Raw genomic sequence first — 19,865 nt, 5'->3', positions numbered from 1 at the left:
TTCCCCGCCCATGCGGGGATGAACCGATGGCGAACGAGACACCGCCCAGGCTCGCAAACTGTTCCCCGCCCATGCGGGGATGAACCGGGCGAATTGAAACGCTCTCCACACATTTCAATCTGTTCCCCGCCCATGCGGGGATGAACCGCCCCGGGGCTGTCCTCCGTGCTGATTGGGGTGCTGTTCCCCGCCCATGCGGGGATGAACCGCCGAATTATTGAGTACCGCTCACGATTTATGGCTGTTCCCCGCCCATGCGGGGATGAACCGCCGCATCTTGACAAGTCAAAAGGCAACGTTAACTGTTCCCCGCCCATGCGGGGATGAACCGGAGGGACAACCTATGGAAAACAATGGTTCGTTCTGTTCCCCGCCCATGCGGGGATGAACCGTCCAACTGCCACTGTAGAGCCGAGTTCATCATCTGTTCCCCGCCCATGCGGGGATGAACCGCCTGGCTGATCTCCTTTTTTGTTTCGGCGTGTCTGTTCCCCGCCCATGCGGGGATGAACCGACCTCGCTTCATTTTCATCCTCTCTGCCGGGACTGTTCCCCGCCCATGCGGGGATGAACCGAGAGGGGGCGACACCAGACCGATGTTCCGCACCTGTTCCCCGCCCATGCGGGGATGAACCGCGAAAACATGGACGCCCGGTTGAAGCAGTTCTCTGTTCCCCGCCCATGCGGGGATGAACCGCTGCTTGACGGACATGGCGAGCGATTTCTGGACTGTTCCCCGCCCATGCGGGGATGAACCGGGGACGGTGGGTTGCTCATGATGAGGTGGATGCTGTTCCCCGCCCATGCGGGGATGAACCGCGAGTAGGTCCGTTTGCTGTCGGGTCAGGCCACTGTTCCCCGCCCATGCGGGGATGAACCGACGAGCTGGAGATCGTGTCAGAGGGGACCGGCCTGTTCCCCGCCCATGCGGGGATGAACCGTCACCAAAAGAGGGGCCGTACTGATAAAAAGACTGTTCCCTGCCCATGCGGGGATGAACCGATGGCTGGCCGCTTGATGATCTGGCAGAGAAGCTGTTCCCCGCCCATGCGGGGATGAACCGGCTCATGCCTTTCTCGAGGCGTTTCTCTTCCACTGTTCCCCGCCCATGCGGGGATGAACCGAGGCAGATGATGGGCGAGAATAAGCCACCAGACTGTTCCCCGCCCATGCGGGGATGAACCGCGGTGTGCTCCTTCCAGCGTCACGCTGTCAGTCTGTTCCCCGCCCATGCGGGGATGAACCGGGATTATAGCGCTGATTATAATCGCCTGTGCTCTGTTCCCCGCCCATGCGGGGATGAACCGGTCGGTGACAGCGCAGAAGATATGTACCGTGCCTGTTCCCCGCCCATGCGGGGATGAACCGGCGATGTTGAATGTTACGCTGATCTGCTTCCGCTGTTCCCCGCCCATGCGGGGATGAACCGATGCCTAATATCGTACCACCCTCATGCCCAAGCTGTTCCCCGCCCATGCGGGGATGAACCGATTTAAGGCTATCATGCGTTTTACCCGGCCCACTGTTCCCCGCCTGTGCGGGGATGAGACCGTGTTATTTATAGCATGCAGTTATCTGCCCTTTAGAGGGGGAAGCCGGCTAGTTGTGCTGTCGCCATAGCCATTCCAGAGCCTCAGGCAAAGTCTGCTCAATAGTGGGGGCGTCTACATGTTGGGCATTGCGGGAGAAAACGAACTGATAGTCATAGCCCTTGTTTCCCAGCACACGGGCCAGATTCTCGCCAGCTAATACCCAGTCATGCATCCCGTCTGGCATGGGGCGGACAGGGTAAAAGAGGTCCTGATCTCCCATTTCGTACCAGATATGTAGCGGGGCCCGTTGTGCGGCGGGTATGAGGGCAGCACCGGGCTGGGGTGGCACAGCGTGCGGTGTGCCTGCCCACGGGGAATGAAGCTGCCAACCGCCACCAGGCAGGGTTGGGTCATGCGGCCATTGCTGATTGACCAGAGATGGCGAATAGGCCAACACCCGGTGATAGAGATTCGGTCGAAACCACGCCATGGCAAAGGCCGCTGCCCCGCTGGAGCTAAACCCCATGGTGGCCCGTTCCTCTGGGTTGTGGGAGAGGGTGATGCTGGCCTTTTGTTCCACGAGAGGTAGAACATGCGCTTCCACCCAATCCGCATAAGCACCGGACATGGTGTCATATTCCCGTCCTCGCTCACTGCCTTGGGCATCGCCACCGCCTGACCCTACGCCAATAATGACCATGGGAGGAATCCGGTGTTGCTCTATGAGTCTATCGACCAAGGCGAACAGGTCTCGGCCCGGGTAAATGCCATCATTGCCGCCATCACCGAAGATCAGGAACGGTAAAGGACGATCAGTAGGGATATTGGGAGGAACATAAACATCCACCGTGCGGGTCCATGGTGCTGGATGGGCCCCGGGTACGTTCAGGATGGAAGGATCACCCGGCTGGCTGGTGGATACATTTTTCATTCCAGTGGCGCAGGGCACCGGTTCGTCCCGCATGGTGCCGGGATTATAGCCACTGGTGGGGGAGGAGGTTAGCGTAAAGCTGATGAGCCGCCCCCGGGCAGGCTGTATGTCCTGCCATAGGGCGGGCAGGGTATGAGTCGGGCCAAGAATGTAATTGCCTGTTTTGTTCGCTGGCGGCAGGGTTTCATCTGGTAGATCAATCGCCTGTGGGTAGAGTGGGTTGTGCGGGTCGTGCACAGGCATGGCGCCGCTACCGTTCTGAAGTCCGGATGTATCAATAAAGAATGGTTTGTGTGGGTCTGTCGTGTTGGCCTGTGGGGGCTGGAGTGCTTCTAGCGGTGTGCACTCAGCCGGGTTAGCCTGCGCCTGACAGAGGGAGAGGCTACCAAGGATAAGTGTTAGGGCACCAGCACGTAGGCTATGCGCCCAGAGACGGGATGTCTGACGATGGTATGATGAATGAAATAACATGGGGCCGTCATGGGATGAAAAGGAATGAAGAACTCCCCCTAACGCTATCATAGTTCAGCCTATGGGAAAGCCATGTGGCTTGAAAAGAAACAGGCCCCGATAATGTGGGGCCTGTTGTAGTTGGGGTTAACTCGGTTGATGCGTTTTGATGAGCGAGGCGAGTTTTTCCATGTCGTTTTGGGAAATCTTTTGCAGAGGACTGGGGAGCGCATCGGCACCTGCTAGGCCCATAATCTCTGCCGCCGAGGCGATGACACGCAAGGAGCCACCATAGCGGGCACTCATCTCCCAGAAAGGGGTGAAGATGGCATTGATGCGGGCCACGTCGTCTTTTTGCCCGGCTAGAGCGGCATCTGTCAGCTGGCGGGCTAGACGGGGGAACAGGCCGCCCCATTCGGAATACCAGATGTGGGCACCTTGCATCAGGGCATTGGCGGCCGTTGGGTCACCACTAATGCCGGGAGAAATGCTCTTAGGTAGCGTTGGTAGCAGGCGTTTCATCCGGGCTGTGGCTTTCTCTACCGTGGGGGAGCCGCTAGGGAGCTTGACGGAGCGGACATGCGGTAGCTCACAGATGCGCTGCATCAGCGCATCGGAGAAATGGAACTGCGTTGTGCCGGGGGTATCGTACACCACCAGCGGAACGGAAATGTGCTTATTGACGGTCTCGTACAGGGTGAAAACTTCTTCTTCCCGTAGAGGAAAGTAGCTCATAGGAGGCAGGAGCAGAGCTTTAGCACCGGCTTTTTGGGCGTCCTCAGCTAGGAGGAGGGTATCCCGCAAATTAATGGCCCCGATGCTGACGAGAACCGGCGTTGTACCGGCTTGCTGTACAGCTAGTCGGGCGATTTTTTCACGTTCGTTACGCGTCAGGAAGGCATAGCTGCCGGTGGAGCCAAGAGCCCCGATAGAGTCCACCTTGGCTTCTACCAACCGGGTAATTAGTGTCGCAAAGCGTGCTTCATCAGGAGCTGCCTGATGCATAGGGGTGATGGGGAAGGCACTTAGCCCTTTGAAGGAAAAAGTCATGGAAATCAGTCCTTGCCGTTACGGTCTGGGCATGATGGCGGGAAAAAGGCCGGACCGTATAGAAGGAATGTGATCTTTCTGGCTCTTGGGTCTAGCGGTGGTTAGAGCGGTGCAGGGCCGACCCGGTAACGGCCCGGTGTTGTGCCGAATGTCCGGCGGAAGAGGCGGCCCATATGGCTTTGGTCGGCAAAGCCGGCATCTATGGCAGCCTGTAGGTTGCTGCTACCGGAACGGAGCTGCGCCTTGGTCATATTGAGTTGCTGAAGTAGCCGGAAGGCCTGCGGTGCTAGCCCGTAATGACGTTGAAAGCGGCGGGAATAGGCCTCCCGGCTCATTCTGGCCTGACGGGCAAGCGTTTGGATAGAACCCATCAAGGGGGCATCCTGCATAGGCAGCGGGAGGGGCAGAGGTGGTGCCAGATGGATGCGTGAAGCTTGTTCCCCAAGATGATGGCGGATCAGCCCGGCACAGTCGGCTCGATCCGTGTAGAGGCCGGGTATAAGATAGAGATTCAGGCAGAAAGTTTGCCCGGCCTGTGTGGGGTTGTCATCACGGGAGATGTGGGGCGTGTTAGCGGGGATGAGCAAGGCCTGTCCCGCCGTGAGACGGATCGACTGGCCCGCAATGAGAAAATGACGGCAGCCCGAAAGTAGGAAAGCGAGCTGATCTTCCTGATGAAAATGTAAAGGCAAGGCGAGGGTAGTGCCTTGTGCCATGCTCATCTCTTTTATGTCGGGGTGGCTGGCCCGCCAGTAATGCCATGGCGGCCCGGACGAAAGCAGAGAAGAGGAAGAAAGAAGCATGGCATTATTTCAAGGCATGTCTGATCCCAAATAGGGTTAGGATAATCCGTTTAGCGTTATGCCGTCCATTGAGGGCTGCAAAAATAGAATGACCGGTCTATTTTAATGGACAGATTAGAACCTCTCTGCTATAGAAGTAGCATGACAGTTGCAGAGAAACATGTGCAGGCCCGTCGGCGTATTCTAGAATCCGCCCGTCCTCTCATCGGGATGAGGGGGTTTTCTGCCGTGGGTCTTAGTCAGATTCTGGAGGCAGCCAATATCCCCAAAGGCTCCTTTTATCATTATTTTGAGTCGAAGGAGCATTTCGGGGCGGCCCTGCTGGAGCTCTATAACGAACAGTATATGGAGAGTCTTGATGCCCTCATTGCCCAGAAGGGCAAAACAGGGTTCGAGAAGCTGTCTATCTATTGTCAGTGTTGGATAGATGCTCAACATAATGGACGCTTGAGCGGGAAGTGCCTTGTCGTCAAATTAGCAGCTGAGGTGTCCGACCTTTCCGAAAGGATGCGTTTGATTCTTGAGGAAGGAACGACCGGCATTGTGGATCGTCTGGCTCGCATCATCGAGGAAGGCCAGAAAGATGGTTCCATCACAAAGGGGCTGCCTGCCCGACAGATGGCTTCTGTGGTGTATCAGACATGGCTTGGTGCCACCTTGCTTGTGAAGGTGACGCATCAGCCGGTGCCGTTTGAGGAAGCGTTCGCAGTAACAAGAAGGCTCGTAGCGGCCTGATTTTCTGCCCTTTTTTAAAGGGTTTGTGTATTTTTTCAGAATGGCCTTTCATTTTAGAGATGACCGGTCTATTTTTAATTGATCCCAATGAAGACGAGTGGCAGACTCCGTAAGGTGCCCCGGCCATAAGGGATAGAGAGTTTAGTGGTAACGCCAGCTTAGAGATGACCAGTCTATTACATGGTGCGACCCGTAGAGTGAAAGAGAGGATGTTATGGATAATTTTGAATTCTATAACCCGACAAAGATTCTTTTTGGCAAAGGCATGATTGCCAAGCTGGATGAACAGCTGGGTAAGCAAGCACGGGTTCTCATCCTCTATGGTGGTTCCAGTGCGGAGAAGAGTGGTACGCTTGCCGAGGTGCGCAAAGCCCTTGGGAACCGTAGCTTCTGCGAGTTTGGCGGTATTGAAGCCAACCCGACTTACGAAACCCTTATGAAGGCCGTTGATGTTGCCCGTAAGGAGAAGGTGGATTTCCTGCTGGCCGTGGGTGGTGGCTCCGTCATGGACGGTACAAAATTCGTCGCTGCTGCTGTGCCTTATCAGGGCGAACCGTGGGAAATTCTGTTGAAGCAGGGTGAAACGGTGAAAGAGGCCCTGCCGCTCGGCACGGTCGTGACGCTGCCAGCTACTGGGTCGGAGATGAACAATATTGCCGTGATCTCCCGTAAGGAGACAGGTGATAAGTTGGCTTTCTCAAACCCGCATGTTTTCCCGGTTTTCTCGGTCCTGGACCCGACACGGACATTCAGCCTTCCAGCTCGTCAGGTGGCCAATGGTGTGGCGGATTCCTTCGTACATGTGATGGAAGCGTATATGACACTGCCGCAGGATGCGATGGTGCAGGATCGCTACGCAGAAGGGCTTCTGCTTAGCCTGCATGATATTGCAGCGCGCATTACCAAGGCCCCGAGCGATGATTATGACCTGCGGGCTAATCTGATGTGGGTGGCAACACAGGCCCTGAATGGCCTGATCGGTGCCGGGGTGAAGCAGGACTGGGCGACTCACGCTATCGGTCACGAACTGACAGCGAAATACGGGATCGACCATGCCCGGACATTGGCCATTGTCTTCCCGGCTATGCTGAAGGAACGCCGGGAGCAGAAGCGGGCCAAGCTGCTGCAATATGCGACCCGAGTGCTGGGACTAACGGAAGGCACAGAGGATGAGCGTATTGATGCTGCCATCGCCCGTGTTGAGGCCTTCTTTGAGGGGCTGGATATTCCCGTCCGCTTGTCCGCCTATGAGATTGATCAGACCGGCATAGACCCCATTATTGCTCAGCTTAAAGAGCATGGCATGACCGCCCTTGGGGAAGGTGCAGACATTACACCAGAAATTAGCCGCAAAGTTCTGGAAAGAAGTCTGTAAGGTACCAATATCTACCTAGGGGGGATGATTCATGTATTCATCTCATTCCCCCCTGCCTAACTACGGGTAAATATTCCTTAATTACCCGTAGATAACATAAGGCTCCGCCGCTGGCGTCCTGAGAGGAGCGAGGTGTATCATGGCATTCGCCACTATTAACCCTTATACGAACGAACTTCTTAAAGAATTCCCAGAGGCAACCGAGCAGGACGTAAAGGCCGCTCTGGATAAAGGCCATAAGGCCTACGAGGCATGGCGGGCAACCAGTTTCGAAGAGCGTGCCAAGCTGATGAAGAATATCGGTGCTCTGCTGCGGCGGGATGCTGATAAGCTGGCCCGTCTAGCTGCACTGGAGATGGGCAAGGTACTGACCGAAGGTAAGGCAGAGGTGATTCTCTCTGCGGAGATCTGCGAATATTACGCAGAGAATCTTGCCGAACTATTGAAGCCGGAAGAGCTTAAGGTCTCCGACCCGAAGGTGGGCCGTGCGACCATGGTGTACGAGCCGCAGGGCATCGTGCTTGCCATTGAACCTTGGAACTTCCCTTACTATCAGGTGCTGCGCATCGTTGCCCCGCAGCTTTCTGCCGGTAATGCCGTTCTTCTGAAACACGCAGGTAACCTGCCCCAGTGTGCAGCGGCCTGCCAAGAATTGGTTGAGGAAGCCGGTGCACCGAAGGGCCTGTTCCAGAACATTTACATGCCGCACAAATTCACGGACATGGTACTGGAAGACCCCCGCACCTGCGGCGTTGCGCTGACAGGCTCCGAGCGAGCCGGGTCCATCGTGGCTGGTACGGCTGGTAAGGCCCTCAAAAAGGCAACGATGGAGCTGGGGGGCAGCGATGCCTTCATTGTTCTGGATGATGCCGACCTCGAGAAGACCGTCAAATGGGCTGTGTTTGGCCGTCACTGGAACGCTGGTCAGGTCTGTGTGTCTGCAAAACGCATCATCGTGGTGGACAGCCTCTATGATCGTTTCGTGGAACTGTACAAGAAGGGCATCGCCGCGCTGAAGGCCGGTGATCCGATGGACCCGAACACTACCTTTGCTCCTCTGTCCTCTCAGAAGGCTGCGGATGATCTGCGGGAGTTGGTCCAGAAGGCCGTCAAGCAGGGTGCGAAGGCCGAGACGATCCCTGTACCTGTGCCTAATCAGGGGGCTTTCTTCCAGCCCGTCATCCTGACCGGACTTGATGAGAACAACGAGGCCCGTCACTGGGAGTTCTTTGGTCCTGTCACGCAGCTTTACCGCGCGAAGGATGAGGATGATGCCGTCCGCATCGCCAATGATTCCCCTTACGGGCTGGGTGGTTCCATCTTCTCCAAGGATGAGGCTCATGCGCTTCGTGTAGCCTCCAGGCTCCGTACTGGCATGGTGTTCATCAACCATCCGACGGGTACCAAGGCTGAACTGCCCTTCGGTGGTATCGCCCGTTCTGGCTTTGGCAGGGAACTAATGGCCCTAGGCATCAAGGAGTTTGTGAACCACAAGCTCATCAACGTCGTGGATATTGATGCTCCGTTCTAAGAACTGGGCTGGTCCATATCTCTGGTCATGAAAAAGGCGGCTCCACCATGGGGGCCGCCTTTTTTCGTGTCTGGAGGTCTTACCGCCCCAGCATGGAGCCCATGATACCATCTCGCCGGATGATGCCATGCAGTAGGGCAGCCCCGATATGGGCGAGGATAAGCAGGATCAGCCCATAGGCCAGCAGGCTGTGTAGGCAGCGTAGTTCACCCCAGAGATGGGGATGGAAGCCCATGAGGGACGGGATGTGGCAGCCACCCCACAGGGTGATCGGGTATCCGCCCGCCGAGAGCATAGCCCAGCCGACCAGCGGCAGGGCGAGCATGAAGCCATAAAGCAGGATATGGGACAGATGCGCCGCCAGCTTCATGGGGGCGGGCAGATCATTGGGTAGTGGTGGCGTGTGGTTGGTAAACCGGTTGATGAGCCGGACAATCACTAGCAGTAGGAGCAGGAAACCTACCGTGCGGTGCAGCGTGAAGAGACTGGCGTAGTGAACGGTGGAGTTATGCGCCATGAACAGCCCGACAAAGAGCATAACAATGATGAGAGCCGCCATCACCCAGTGCAGCAGGATAGAGAGGCGGGGGAAGGGAGCAGCATGGCCCGTATTCTGTGGAAATGACATGGATTACTGGCCTTTTCCGTCCGGGGTGAGGGTGGGATGGGTGATGTCGCCCGGTGTAACCATGCTGGGCGTCTTGTGCTCGGCAGATCGGGTTGCATAGGACTTCATGTAGACTGACGAGCGCAGGGCCAGCAGCGGGTCGTCAGAGGTGCTGATTCCATCCGGCAGGATGGTGGGGTCAAACACCATGGGGCCACAGGGGCTTTCATCCTCGCTGTAAGCTTTCGTGAACGTCACCGTGCCGACTGTCACTTTTTGGTCGGCTTCGTCCCAAGGTTGGCTGGGGTCGTTAATGGGGTCTCCCTCACGGGCAATCGTGGCGACGATATCCCAGCGGAGAGGCCGTTGGTCTAACGTCTGCACAAGCCGTTTAAAGAGATAGTTCTTATCATTGGCACTGCTGCCTTCAGCTGGGCTGAAAGGTTCTTGTGCTACGGCCGCCCAGCGGACAGGCGTCTTTTTTCCCGCTTCGTCCGTTAGAATGAAGCTGTCGAGGCTGTTGTAGGTGTCGTTGGTCAGGTCGGACGCCTGCTTGTGAGATTTAGCCTGCTCAAAGGCTGTTTTTAGCCAGGGGCGTTGGGCTGCATAGGCCCGGATGGCGGCCGGGTCCGGCTTGTTGGTTGCAGGGTCCAACCGTGCCGTCTTGAAGAAAGCGAAGGCATCAGCAATATCCCGCATGACTTGGAGAGGCGCATCCACAAGGGCCATCCGCCAATCATCCCCAGTTGAGGAGCGTATTTGCATGGCTAGGCTGCGGGCTGCAGCCGGGTTGTCTGGCAGGTAGGGCAGCGGCGGGGCTAGCGAAAAACGCCCCATGACAGGTAGGTGCTCCCCCTTGAATATACCGGAGCGGGACAGGGCACGGCCCTCCGGTGTGGGGTCGAACCAGCCTGTGGCACACATGCCTTTGGCGTGGGCACGGCGGAAGCCTCTGTCCAGTGCGCCGGCTTTCTGGAAACGCTGCATGAAGTGGGAAGGAGATATGGCGGCCGGACTGAAAACGCCAGCCGTCCAGGCCATCAGGCCACCCAGACAAAGTGGCGGCAGCACGACCGCAGCCCAGCGGGCTGGGCTGCCCTTGCGGGGGGAATGTGCCATTGGGATGATCTTCCTAACAGGTGATGGAACTTTGCCCTCAGGCTGTATCAGATGTCACCAATGACGGGAAGAAAAGTGGATGGTCGCACCAGAAGACTCCACCCGCCGGATGTGGCAGGTGGAGCTGTTTTCTGCTTCAGGGCATCGCCCCGATAGGTAGCGGCTTGAGGTGGGCATTAGTGCCACGGCCTACGGCATCCGGGGCATCATGGGTTAGGTCCTCATGCGCTTCAGGATGTTCGGAGGCATTGACGTCGCCAACCTGCTTGGGGTGGTGCAGCCCCTCATATTGGAAGGCACCGACCGATAGCGTCTCGGCCATTGTGGGAAGGTTCTTAGAGTCCCACCCGCCGCCAAGGCTGCGAATTAGCGAGACGTCAGCCTGATACAGCCTCGTGGCTACTTCCACCTGCGTGATGCGGCTGTGGAGGGTGTTTTCCTGGCTGAAAATGGCATCCAGATAGGTGCCCACGCCGCCCTGATAGAGCGTCATGGTCATGTTCTGTGTTTCCAGATTAGCATTGACGGCCTTTTCCAGAGCTTGGTTTTCCAGATTCAGGCGGTTGGTGCGGGAGAGACCATCCTCCACTTCCCGGAAGGCGGAGAGAACGGTCGTGCGGTACTGGTCCCGTGTTTCCCGGTAAGCTGACCATGACCGCTGGAGCTCTGCCCGATGCACGCCGCCATCAAAGAGCGGGATGTTCATGCGGGCACCGTAGGTCCAGAGCGAGTTGGCCAGATTAGCCAGCTTGAAGCCATTGGCCTCGAACCCGGCATCCGCATTGAGGGAGAAATGCGGGTAGAAGGCGGCACGGGCAATGCCGATGGCCCGGTTTGCCTGTGCCATTTCACGCTCTGCACTGGCAATGTCAGGCCGCCGCTGGAGCAGGCCGGAGGGTACACCCGTAGGGATGGCAGGCTGGTGGAAGTCCAGTGCTTTGACCGGGTCGATATGGAAGCTGGAGGGCGCACTGTTGGTTAGAACGGCAATGGCGTGTTCTGTAACCTCACGGGCAGCTTGAATGTCGTACAGGGCCGCCTGCGTGGTGTAGAGCTGGGCCTCCGCACGGGCGAGGTCCAGCCGTGGGGCGGCCTTGTATTTCAGCTGGGTGCGGGTGACATCCAGTGCTCGGTTATAATAGGCGATGGACTGCTGGTAGATGGCGATTTGTGCATCATAGCCACGCAGCTGGATATAGTCGGTCGCCAGTTCGGCCTCCAGGCTCAGCCTTGCCATGGCAAAGCGGGCGGCCTCCTGCTGGGCAGCCTGCCGGTTCATGCGGACACGGTTGCGGATGGAGGACCAGATGTCCGGCTCCCACGAGGCTAGACCGGCATATTCTTCCTGCGTCTGGGTTAGGGTGGCCCCGTTACGGAAAAGCCTATCTGCCGACTGTTTGTTATCCGACCCGCCTGCATCAAGGCTGAGATGGGGGAGCAGGTCTGCCCGTGCTTTGGCGACGAGAGACCGGGCCTGAAGGAACCGTTCCGCCGCTGCCTGAAGGTCGCCATTCTCCGCAATGGCTCTATCTTCCAGCTCGTTCAGTAGTGGGTCACGGAAGAGGGTCCACCAGTCGCTGGGTAGGGCTGTATCAGCCGGTTTGGCAACGGCGAAGGGAGCCTGCCCTTCCCAGCTATCCGGTACGACAAAATGCGGCGGTTCGTAGCGTGGGGCAAGGTCGCAGGCACCAAGGCTCGTCAGGGCCAGCAGGCCGCCACCTAAGGCAGCCCGACGGGACAGACGGCTCAGTTTGTGGCGAGCCTTCTTTATGGAGGAGACATGTTCAGAGATCATGGTGGTCATTAGTCATCATCTCCGGATTCTTCCCAGCCACTCTGATTGTAGCCCCGGGCAGGTGTCACGATATGGACGGGGTCGCCCTCCAGCAGGTCGGCAGGCGGGTTGTTGATGATGCGGTCATCCGCCGTAATGCCGGCTTGAACCTCGGTGGAGCTATCCGCCATCTTGCCGACACGGATGTTCTTGAAATGAACGGTGTTTTTCTGATCCACGGTGGCAACCTGCATTCCTTTCTCCTGGAAGACGAGGGACCCCGTGGGAATCTTCAGCAGATGGGCGGCATTGTTGTTGGCCTTCAGCGAGACGGAGGCGAAGGTCCCCGGCCAGAGGGCGTGGTCGGCATTGTCCAGCGTAAATTCAGAGACGGCCGTTCTGGTGTTGGGGTCATAGCCGAGGGAGGCCGTCAGGAACTTGGCCGTAAAGGTGCGGTCGGGATACTGCGGCACGTGGATCTCCGCCGTCAGCCCGTCTGTTAGTATATAGGAGAAGATTTCCGGTACGGAGATGAAGAGACGCAGGCGGTGTGTATCGGCAACGGTAAAGAGTTCGGAGGCCCCACCAGCAGCGTTGAGCTGCCCGCCCCCGCTGTTGACGTAGTCACCCACATTGATGGAACGGGCCGTCACGACGCCATCGAACGGAGCCACGATCTGCTTGAACTTCTCCAGTGCGGCGAAGTGGTCCACATTGCGCTGGGCTGCCTCCATCTTGGCATAGGCGGCCTGTTCATCTGCCGTGGCAACGGAGACAGACTGACCAGACACAGCTTGGGAGTGGCCCATTGCCCGCCAACGGTTGGCTGTTACGGAGGCCAGATTATACTTGGCCTTCTGGGCGTCTAGATCAGCCAGAGCCTGGGCGTATTGGGCATCCAGTGCTGGGGCGTTGATCTCGGCCAGCACGTCACCTTGATGGACGACGGCACCGTAATCTTTGTACCACATTTTCACATAGCCGGAGACCTGCGCATAGATCGGGGCTTGATACCAGGCGTCAATTGTGCCTGGGAGGGTGAGGCTCACTTTGCTGTCTGCCTTGTGGGGAAGGATGACGGCCACGTTAGGCACGGCACTTTCCTCGGCGACATCATGCAGATGGGCATTATGGGTGATGCGGCCAAGCAGAAGCACGACGACGTACAGGCCAAGCACTAGGGCGATCAGGCCAAGCAGTAATTTATGTTTACGGGACATGCTGGCCATCAGACGGTCTCCTTATGACGCGCATTACGGTTGTGAAGGATTGCATAGACACAGGGAACAAAGAGCAGTGTGGAAAGCGTGGCGACAATCAGCCCGCCAATCACGGCCCGGCCCAGTGGGGCATTGGTGGAGTTGGAGGTAGCCATGGGGATCATCCCCACCACCATGGCAAGGGCGGTCATCAGCACGGGGCGGATACGTTCCCGTCCGGCTTCTGTTGCCGCCCGGAGGGCATCGCCATGCATTTCGATCCGCTCTCTGGCGAAGGACACCACAAGAATGGAGTTCGCTGTGGCGGTCCCCATGCACATGATGGCACCCGTTAGGGCCGGGACGGACAGGCGTGTTCCGGTTAGGAACAAGGCCCAGGCGATCCCTGCCAGCGCACCCGGCAGAGCCGTGATGATGATGAATGGATCCATCCAGGATTGGAAGTTGACGACAATCAGCAGATAGATCAGCACGACAGAAACCATCAGCCCGATAACAAGCTGGCTGTAGGCCCCATACATGGTCACGGCGGCCCCGTGAATCTCCGTCGCAGCCGTTTTGGGCAGCAGGGGTTTCGTGTCGTTGATGACCTTCTTGACGTCCGTTAGGACAGCACCAAGGTCTCGCCCTTCGGTGGAGACATAGATGTCCACCTCCGGCATGGAGTTGAAGTGAGAGACCTCACCCGGCGTGCCAGTCGGCACGACAGTGCTGATGCTTCCCAGAAGCTGGTCGCCCGTCCCGGTTGGGTTGCCATCGCCCTTATCCACCGGAATGGTCAGCAGGTCGCTCAGATGCGTTAGTTGGTCCTGCGAGACGTAGGTGTTCAGCGGGAAGGTGACATCGTTGCTGGGGTCGAGCCAGAACTGTGGGTCCACCGTGCTGGAGCCAGAAAGCGTCATCAGCTGGTTGTTGGCGAGGTCGGCTTCGGTCAGGCCGGTGGCCTGGCTGAAGGTCCGGTTGCCACGGATCATCAGGGTTGGTGTCTTCATCGTTTGCTGGATGACGACATCGGCAGCACCCGGAATATGGCGCAGACGCGTTATGATCTTGCGGGCATAATCATAATTATCCGCAATATCTGGCCCGTTGATCTGAATGTCGATCGGTGCGGGAGAGCCGAAGTTGAGGATTTTGGCTGTCAGGTCCGCCGGTTGGAAGGTGAAGACCGTGCCGGGGAAGCGGGCGGATAGGTCCTTCCGCAGTAGGGCACGATAATCCCAAACAGGGGAGGCTTCATCCTTCAGGGCTATTGTCAGGTCGCAATCCTGTGTTCCGATGGTCGGAGTGGGGATGAAGGCCTGGTTATGCGCCCCTTCTGGCAGGCCACAGTTGCTGACGATCTCTTCGACCTGCCCGGGTAGATCATGCTCGATGCGGTCGGAGACCAGAGCGGCAATGCGTCCGGCAACCTCAATACGGGTACCTAGCGGAGCACGCATATGCATCTGGAGCGCATTAGACTTCGTCTCTGGGAAGAAGTCCCGCCCAGCCGTGAAGTATAACCCTAGTGAAAGGATCGAGAGGCCAAGGAAGACGCCGACAAATATTTTGCGCTGTTCTACACAGCGGACCAGCAGGGCGTAGTAGCTATCCCGGAAGCTGTTGAACCGTTTTTCAAACCCTTGCTGAAAGCGGATGAAGAAGCCCATGACACCGCTGTGTGTCGGCAGGGGGGCGGGGCGGTTGTGGCTGTCCGTGCCATCCCCACGCTGGATAGGGTGCCCTGCTGCTGCCGCTGCATTGTTGGCATCAGCGATGTGTTGCTCCTTGTCGGGGATGTTCTGGCCGTGACTGTGATTGGCCAGCAGATACTTTGCCATTGTCGGGACGAGCGTCCGGGAGAGGACAAACGAGGCGATCATGGCGAAGATGATGGCTTCTGCCATAGGGCGGAAGAGATAGCCTGCCACGCCGTCCAGTTCGAACAGGGGCAGCCAGACAATGCAGATGCAGGTGGTGGAGACAAAGGTTGCCGTCACGATCTGGTTGGCCGCATCAATGATGGCAGGCTCAAGTGCTTTGCCCATCTCCAGGTGGGTGTCGATGTTCTCGATCATCACCGTGGCGTCATCTACGAGGATACCAACGGCCAGAGCAAGCCCGCCGAGTGTCATGACATTGATGGATTCACCAGCCCAGCCCAGCCCGATGACCGAGCATAGAATGGCCAGCGGGATGGAGGTCGCAATGATGACGGTAGAACGCCACGACCCGAGGAAGAGCAGCACCACGATACCTGTCAGGAAGGCGGCGGTGACCATCTCCCGCACCACGTCCTTGATGGCATCTTTCACGAAGATGGAGGCATCGGTCAGGATGCTGACTTTCACGTCATCCGGCAGGACGGCCCGCAAGCGGGGGAGGGCTTTCTTCACGCCATCCACAACATCCAGCGTGGAGGCCTCGCCACTCTTCATGACGACAACTTCAACACCCTGACGCCCTTTGACGAGAACAAGGTTGGTTTGTGGATGGCCGCCTCGGTAAACATCCGCCACATCGTGAACGTAGATTACCGCATTGCCCACCCGCTTGACCGGAATATTGCCGATGGCCTTCATGCTTTTGGGGGTGGCGTTGGTCTGCACCATCCAGTCCACAGCGTCGATCTTCTGGTCACCAGCAGGGAGGACGATGTTCTGGTCATGCATGGCATTTTGCACGTCCATGGCCGAGAGGTGGTGCGCCCGGAGCTGGTCCTGATTCAGCGTGACCATCACGAAGCTATCCATCCCGCCATAGGGGTGCGGTACCACGGCCCCCTCAACAGTGACGAGAAGCGGGCGGACACGGATCATCGCCAGCTTGTAGAGGTCGGACGGTGTCTGCTTGTCCGAGGTGATCTGCAACGAGATAACCGGAACAGAAGATGCATCTAGCCGCATGATCATCGGGGCAGGGATGTTCACCGGTAGCTGCTTGATGACGGTCTGGGAAATGGCGGTTACTTCCGCCTCTGCTTCGCCAATCTCAGACCCGGGCTGGAAGAAGATGGTTACAATCCCACGCCCATAATAGGAGTTGGATTCCATATGTTCGATGCCCTCCACAGTGGAGGTCACCATCAGCTCGTAGTTGTAGATGATACGGCCTGCAAATTCCTCAGGCAGCATCCCGCCATAGGTCCAGACGGCAGAGACCACCGGGATCTTGATATTCGGAAAGACGTCAGTCGGTGTTTTGAAGACTGACATCACCCCGAACATCACGATCAGGATGGACAGTACCACAAAGGTCAGAGGCCGCTTCAGGGCGGTGATGACAATGGCATTCATGGGTTTGACTGTTCCAGTTTTATTCCAGAGGCAGAAGGAAGTTGGAACAACTTAGGCAAAAAGGGCGATAAGGCGAATTAAATACTGTTTTAGTCTGCTTTATGACATCCCTGTAAGGAATTCCACGGGTAGCTGTGGCTCTTGCAAGGCGGCTTTTTCTTGCTGGTGAAGGCTCTTGTGAGGCAGTCTTTGACATGTGTTGCAGATTACAAAAAGGTCACAAAAACAAACCAGCCCCCAACCATAGCGGCAGGAGGCTGATCGTGGCTGTTGTTTTGTTTGTTCGGGTGTCAGTTCTTAGGACGCTGCTCGGGAGTTGCCGGTTGTGGCATGGAGCGGCGAATGCGCCGTACGGCACTGTCTTTCACGCTCTTGCTGTTATTGCCCCAGCTCTTCCGTATGAAGCTGACAACGTCGGCTATGTCCTTGTCGGAAAGTGTGTCTGCAAAACCCGGCATGGTGAAGGCAGAGGGCGATGTATGTAGGGCGTGAGTGCTGTCACCTGCCAGGACGATATGAATGAGCGAGGTGGCATCTGCCGTCATGACGACTGGATTCCCGGCTAGCGGGGGGAAGACCGTCCCATAGCCTGCTCCGTCGGTACGATGGCAGGCGGCGCAGCGGTCCATGTAAATTTGTGCACCCGGCTGGGACATGTCGGCACGGCGCAGCATGGCTGCTGTTGAAGGGTCGTAGACCCAAGGTGTTTCCTTCTGGGCGGGGGCCAGCAGCATGAGGTAACGGGCGATAGCGTGTAGGTCGGCGTCCTTAAAGGCATGGGCACTATGAAGGATGACAGGTGTCATACCCCCAAAGCTAGCACCTGTTCGTGCCCGGCCTGTGCGGAGAAACTCCACAATATCCTCTTCGCTCCAGCGGCCCAGTCCTGTGCGGTTTTCTTGCCGGATGGAGGGAACAACCCATTGCTCCACCACGCCGCCGCCGGAGAGAAAGAGTGGCCCATCCTTGGCGGTCTGGGCTTTCTCATTAAGGGTAATGCTACGGGGGCTGTGGCAGGCGCCGCAATGGCCAGGGCCTTCTACCAGATAGGCCCCACGGGCAAGCACAGGGTCGGAAAACTGGTTGTTGGTGCGTAGCTGGGCAGACTGGACGGAGGGAGAGAACAGCCATCGCCAAATATGCAACGGCCAGCGCATGGAGAGCGGCCAGATGATTCCATTGGCGGGCGGGTCAACCGGCTGCGGCGTAACGCCCCGCTGGAAATAGACATAGAGGGCGTGGATGTCTGCTTTGCTTAGACGTGCGTAAGATGGATAAGGCATGGCCGGGTAGAGCGCACTGCCATCCTTGCGGATGCCGAGCTGAACAGCCCGGGCGAATTCTGCCTCGGAATAATGGCCGATACCGTGAACGGGGTCCGGCGAGATGTTGGTGGAGTAGATGGTCCCCATAGGCAGTTTGAAGGGCATTCCGCCGCTATAGGCAGGACGGCCCGGCTGGGTATGACAGGCAGCGCAGTCGCCCAGAATGGCTTGATAATGGCCTTCTTCAATCACCCCAGCAGGCAGAGGGGCATCGTCAGCCCGTGCAGCCCGGGTTGGCAGGGCGGTCGCCATGATGCCCAGCAAACCTAACCCTACCATTAACAGGGGGCGGAGGGAGAACATGCGTTTCGTGCTGGTGGAAGGGAGAAGCAAGGACATCAGGCATGTACCATCGGGCCGGGATTACGGAGGTAGGTCTGGCGGATATGGTAGGCAGACCAATAGGCCAGCGCCGCCACCAGCCCGGTCGGATTGTAGCCCATCCCTTGAGGAAAGGCGCTGGAGCCGATGACGAACAGATTCGAGACATCCCAACTTTGAAGATACCGGTTCAGAGCGCTAGTTTTTGGATTATTCCCTAGAATGACCCCCCCATTGAGATGGGTCGTCTGATAGACACGGCTATCGAAGGGTTGGCCGGGGTGGAGGCTGTTCAGGCTGGTTTTCGTGGCCCCCATGGCCTGAGCAATGTCGCCAATATGGTTGACGACAAATTGGTTCATGCGGATGTCGTTGTCCTTCCAGGTGAAGGTCATCCGCAGCATGGGTTGGCCGTAAGCATTGCGCCATGTGGGGTCTAGGTCGAGATAGACATCCCGATAGGCCATGTTGCTACCGTGAGCATCAATAGCGAGGGAATGTTTGTACTGGTCGATCATGGCGGCTTTGTAAGCACTGCCCCAGCGAGGTGCGCCTTTTCCACCACTGTTCTGTGCTGCTGTAATAGGTTTTAGGCCCGCCTGATTCACCCAGATAGGGGAGCCGCCAATGAAACCGGCCTTGCCACGATCAAGCCCGGAATGGTTGAAATCATCAATGGCTACACCACCGCCACCAGCACCGACAAACTGATTGGTAAAGCGATTTTCAGGCAGCCAGACACGGGACGAAGTAATAGTCTGGTAGGTGAAGTTGCGGCCAATGGTCCCGGTTTGGCTGACTGGATCGTAAGGCTTGCCAATACCAGATGTCAGCATGAGGTGAACATTATTCAGCTGGAATGCGCTGAGAATGACCAGATCAGCCTCAATAACTTGCTCGGATTCAGTTTTCAGGTCGATATACCGCACACCGGTGGCTCTCTTGCGGGTATCATCCAGCATGATCTCCAGCACCTGCGCCTGCGTAATAAGGGTGAAGCGTTTATCCTGCCGCAGGGCGGGCAGGATGTTCACGTTGGGTGAGGCTTTGGAGTAGAGGTAGCAGGCATACCCACTGCAATAGCCGCAAAAATTGCAGGGGCCCATCTGGCAGCCATAGGGGTTGGTGTAGGGTTGGGATGCATTGGCAGCAGGCATACTATAGGGGTGGAAGCCTGCCTCACTGGCTGCTTTGCGGAAGACACTAGCCGAGAAGGTGTCTGCCATGGCTGGTAAGGGGAAATGGTCGGAACGGTCTGGTGCGAAGATGTTGCCTTGCCCGGTTTTTCTCCCTTGAACGGAAGAGGCTTCTCCAGAGGTGCCAAAGACCTTTTCTGCTTTGTCGAAGAACGGTTCTAGCTCTTTGTAGCTGATGCCATAGTCCTGAAGATGCATGTCCTTGGGGATGAACTTCTGCCCGTAGCGTTCGATGGTGGCACTACGCAGACGGAGGTCATCCTCCGTGACACGGAAGTGGCAACCCGACCAATGCAGCCCAGCCCCGCCGACTCCTTCGCCGGGCAGGAACGCTGCTAGTTGGCGGTAGGGTAGGGCAGTCTCGTTCGGTTTGTTGCGGATGGTCAGGGAGGTGTGAGCTAGTTTTTGAAAGAGACGTTTGCGTACAGCCCCTCGTAGCTCATCGATGGACCCGGGATAGGTCCCCTCAACGGCTGTGCTGTGATCGTGCCCACGCTCTAACATGGTGACGTTCAGCCCTGCTTCTGTCAGTTCCTTGGCCATGATGCTGCCTGCCCAGCCAGCACCGATGACAACAACATCTGGTTTTGCGGGAGGAAATGTCTGGTCCGGCATGGG

13 protein-coding genes and 1 CRISPR repeat array (1 of these 14 only partly in view) are annotated in these 19,865 nt (G+C 57.5%); of the genes, 3 read left to right on the top strand and 10 right to left on the bottom strand.

What is annotated here, in order from left to right; all coding sequences use genetic code 11:
- Positions 1-1,551: a CRISPR direct-repeat array (repeat unit 29 nt; unit sequence CTGTTCCCCGCCCATGCGGGGATGAACCG) (it extends 1,345 nt beyond the left edge of the window).
- A gap of 48 nt (positions 1,552-1,599) precedes the next feature.
- From CPA57_RS07345 to CPA57_RS07335, 3 genes are all read right to left on the bottom strand, one after another.
- Positions 1,600-2,934, bottom strand: coding sequence for an alpha/beta hydrolase (locus CPA57_RS07345; RefSeq protein ID WP_182082174.1), 1,335 nt, complete (start codon positions 2,932-2,934; stop codon positions 1,600-1,602).
- Between the two features lie 126 nt (positions 2,935-3,060).
- Positions 3,061-3,963, bottom strand: a complete 903-nt coding sequence (locus tag CPA57_RS07340; protein WP_182082173.1) for a dihydrodipicolinate synthase family protein — start codon at positions 3,961-3,963, stop codon at positions 3,061-3,063.
- Between the two features lie 101 nt (positions 3,964-4,064).
- Positions 4,065-4,679 carry an AraC family transcriptional regulator gene (locus CPA57_RS07335; RefSeq protein WP_182082172.1) on the bottom strand — a complete coding sequence of 205 codons (615 nt, stop codon included), beginning with the start codon at positions 4,677-4,679 and terminating at the stop codon, positions 4,065-4,067.
- A gap of 228 nt (positions 4,680-4,907) precedes the next feature.
- Between CPA57_RS07335 and CPA57_RS07330 the strand changes: the two genes are divergently transcribed.
- From CPA57_RS07330 to CPA57_RS07320, 3 genes are all read left to right on the top strand, one after another.
- Positions 4,908-5,501: a TetR/AcrR family transcriptional regulator gene (locus CPA57_RS07330; protein ID WP_182082171.1), complete on the top strand. Its 594-nt coding sequence runs from the start codon at positions 4,908-4,910 to the stop codon at positions 5,499-5,501.
- Positions 5,502-5,715: 214 nt separating this feature from the next.
- The gene (locus CPA57_RS07325; RefSeq protein ID WP_182082170.1) at positions 5,716-6,876 is read left to right on the top strand and encodes an iron-containing alcohol dehydrogenase; all 1,161 of its coding nucleotides are present in this window, start codon (positions 5,716-5,718) and stop codon (positions 6,874-6,876) included.
- 139 nt (positions 6,877-7,015) lie between these two features.
- The gene (locus CPA57_RS07320; protein WP_077396729.1) at positions 7,016-8,407 is read left to right on the top strand and encodes an NAD-dependent succinate-semialdehyde dehydrogenase; all 1,392 of its coding nucleotides are present in this window, start codon (positions 7,016-7,018) and stop codon (positions 8,405-8,407) included.
- Positions 8,408-8,486: 79 nt separating this feature from the next.
- On the opposite strand, the gene CPA57_RS07315 is transcribed toward CPA57_RS07320, so the two are convergent.
- From CPA57_RS07315 to CPA57_RS07285, 7 genes are all read right to left on the bottom strand, one after another.
- The gene (locus CPA57_RS07315; RefSeq protein WP_182082169.1) at positions 8,487-9,035 is read right to left on the bottom strand and encodes a cytochrome b; all 549 of its coding nucleotides are present in this window, start codon (positions 9,033-9,035) and stop codon (positions 8,487-8,489) included.
- 3 nt (positions 9,036-9,038) lie between these two features.
- On the bottom strand, positions 9,039-10,133 hold the full coding sequence (locus CPA57_RS07310; protein ID WP_182082168.1) for a catalase: 1,095 nt from the start codon (positions 10,131-10,133) through the stop codon (positions 9,039-9,041).
- 136 nt (positions 10,134-10,269) lie between these two features.
- Positions 10,270-11,928, bottom strand: a complete 1,659-nt coding sequence (locus tag CPA57_RS07305) for an efflux transporter outer membrane subunit (protein ID WP_182082324.1) — start codon at positions 11,926-11,928, stop codon at positions 10,270-10,272.
- 8 nt (positions 11,929-11,936) lie between these two features.
- Complete coding sequence (locus CPA57_RS07300; protein ID WP_182082167.1) at positions 11,937-13,136, bottom strand: efflux RND transporter periplasmic adaptor subunit; 1,200 nt, start codon at positions 13,134-13,136, stop codon at positions 11,937-11,939.
- Complete coding sequence (locus CPA57_RS07295; protein WP_182082166.1) at positions 13,136-16,405, bottom strand: efflux RND transporter permease subunit; 3,270 nt, start codon at positions 16,403-16,405, stop codon at positions 13,136-13,138. Before CPA57_RS07295 ends, CPA57_RS07300 begins: the two co-directional genes overlap by 1 nt.
- 290 nt (positions 16,406-16,695) lie before the next feature.
- Positions 16,696-18,009, bottom strand: coding sequence for a c-type cytochrome (locus tag CPA57_RS07290; RefSeq protein ID WP_182082323.1), 1,314 nt, complete (start codon positions 18,007-18,009; stop codon positions 16,696-16,698).
- A 59-nt stretch (positions 18,010-18,068) separates the two neighbouring features.
- Positions 18,069-19,862, bottom strand: coding sequence for a GMC family oxidoreductase (locus tag CPA57_RS07285; RefSeq protein WP_182082165.1), 1,794 nt, complete (start codon positions 19,860-19,862; stop codon positions 18,069-18,071).
- Positions 19,863-19,865 lie beyond the last annotated feature (3 nt).

The organism is Bombella favorum (genome assembly GCF_014048475.1).
Lineage (GTDB): Bacteria > Pseudomonadota > Alphaproteobacteria > Acetobacterales > Acetobacteraceae > Bombella > Bombella favorum.
This window is presented reverse-complemented; position numbering and strand designations above follow the sequence as displayed.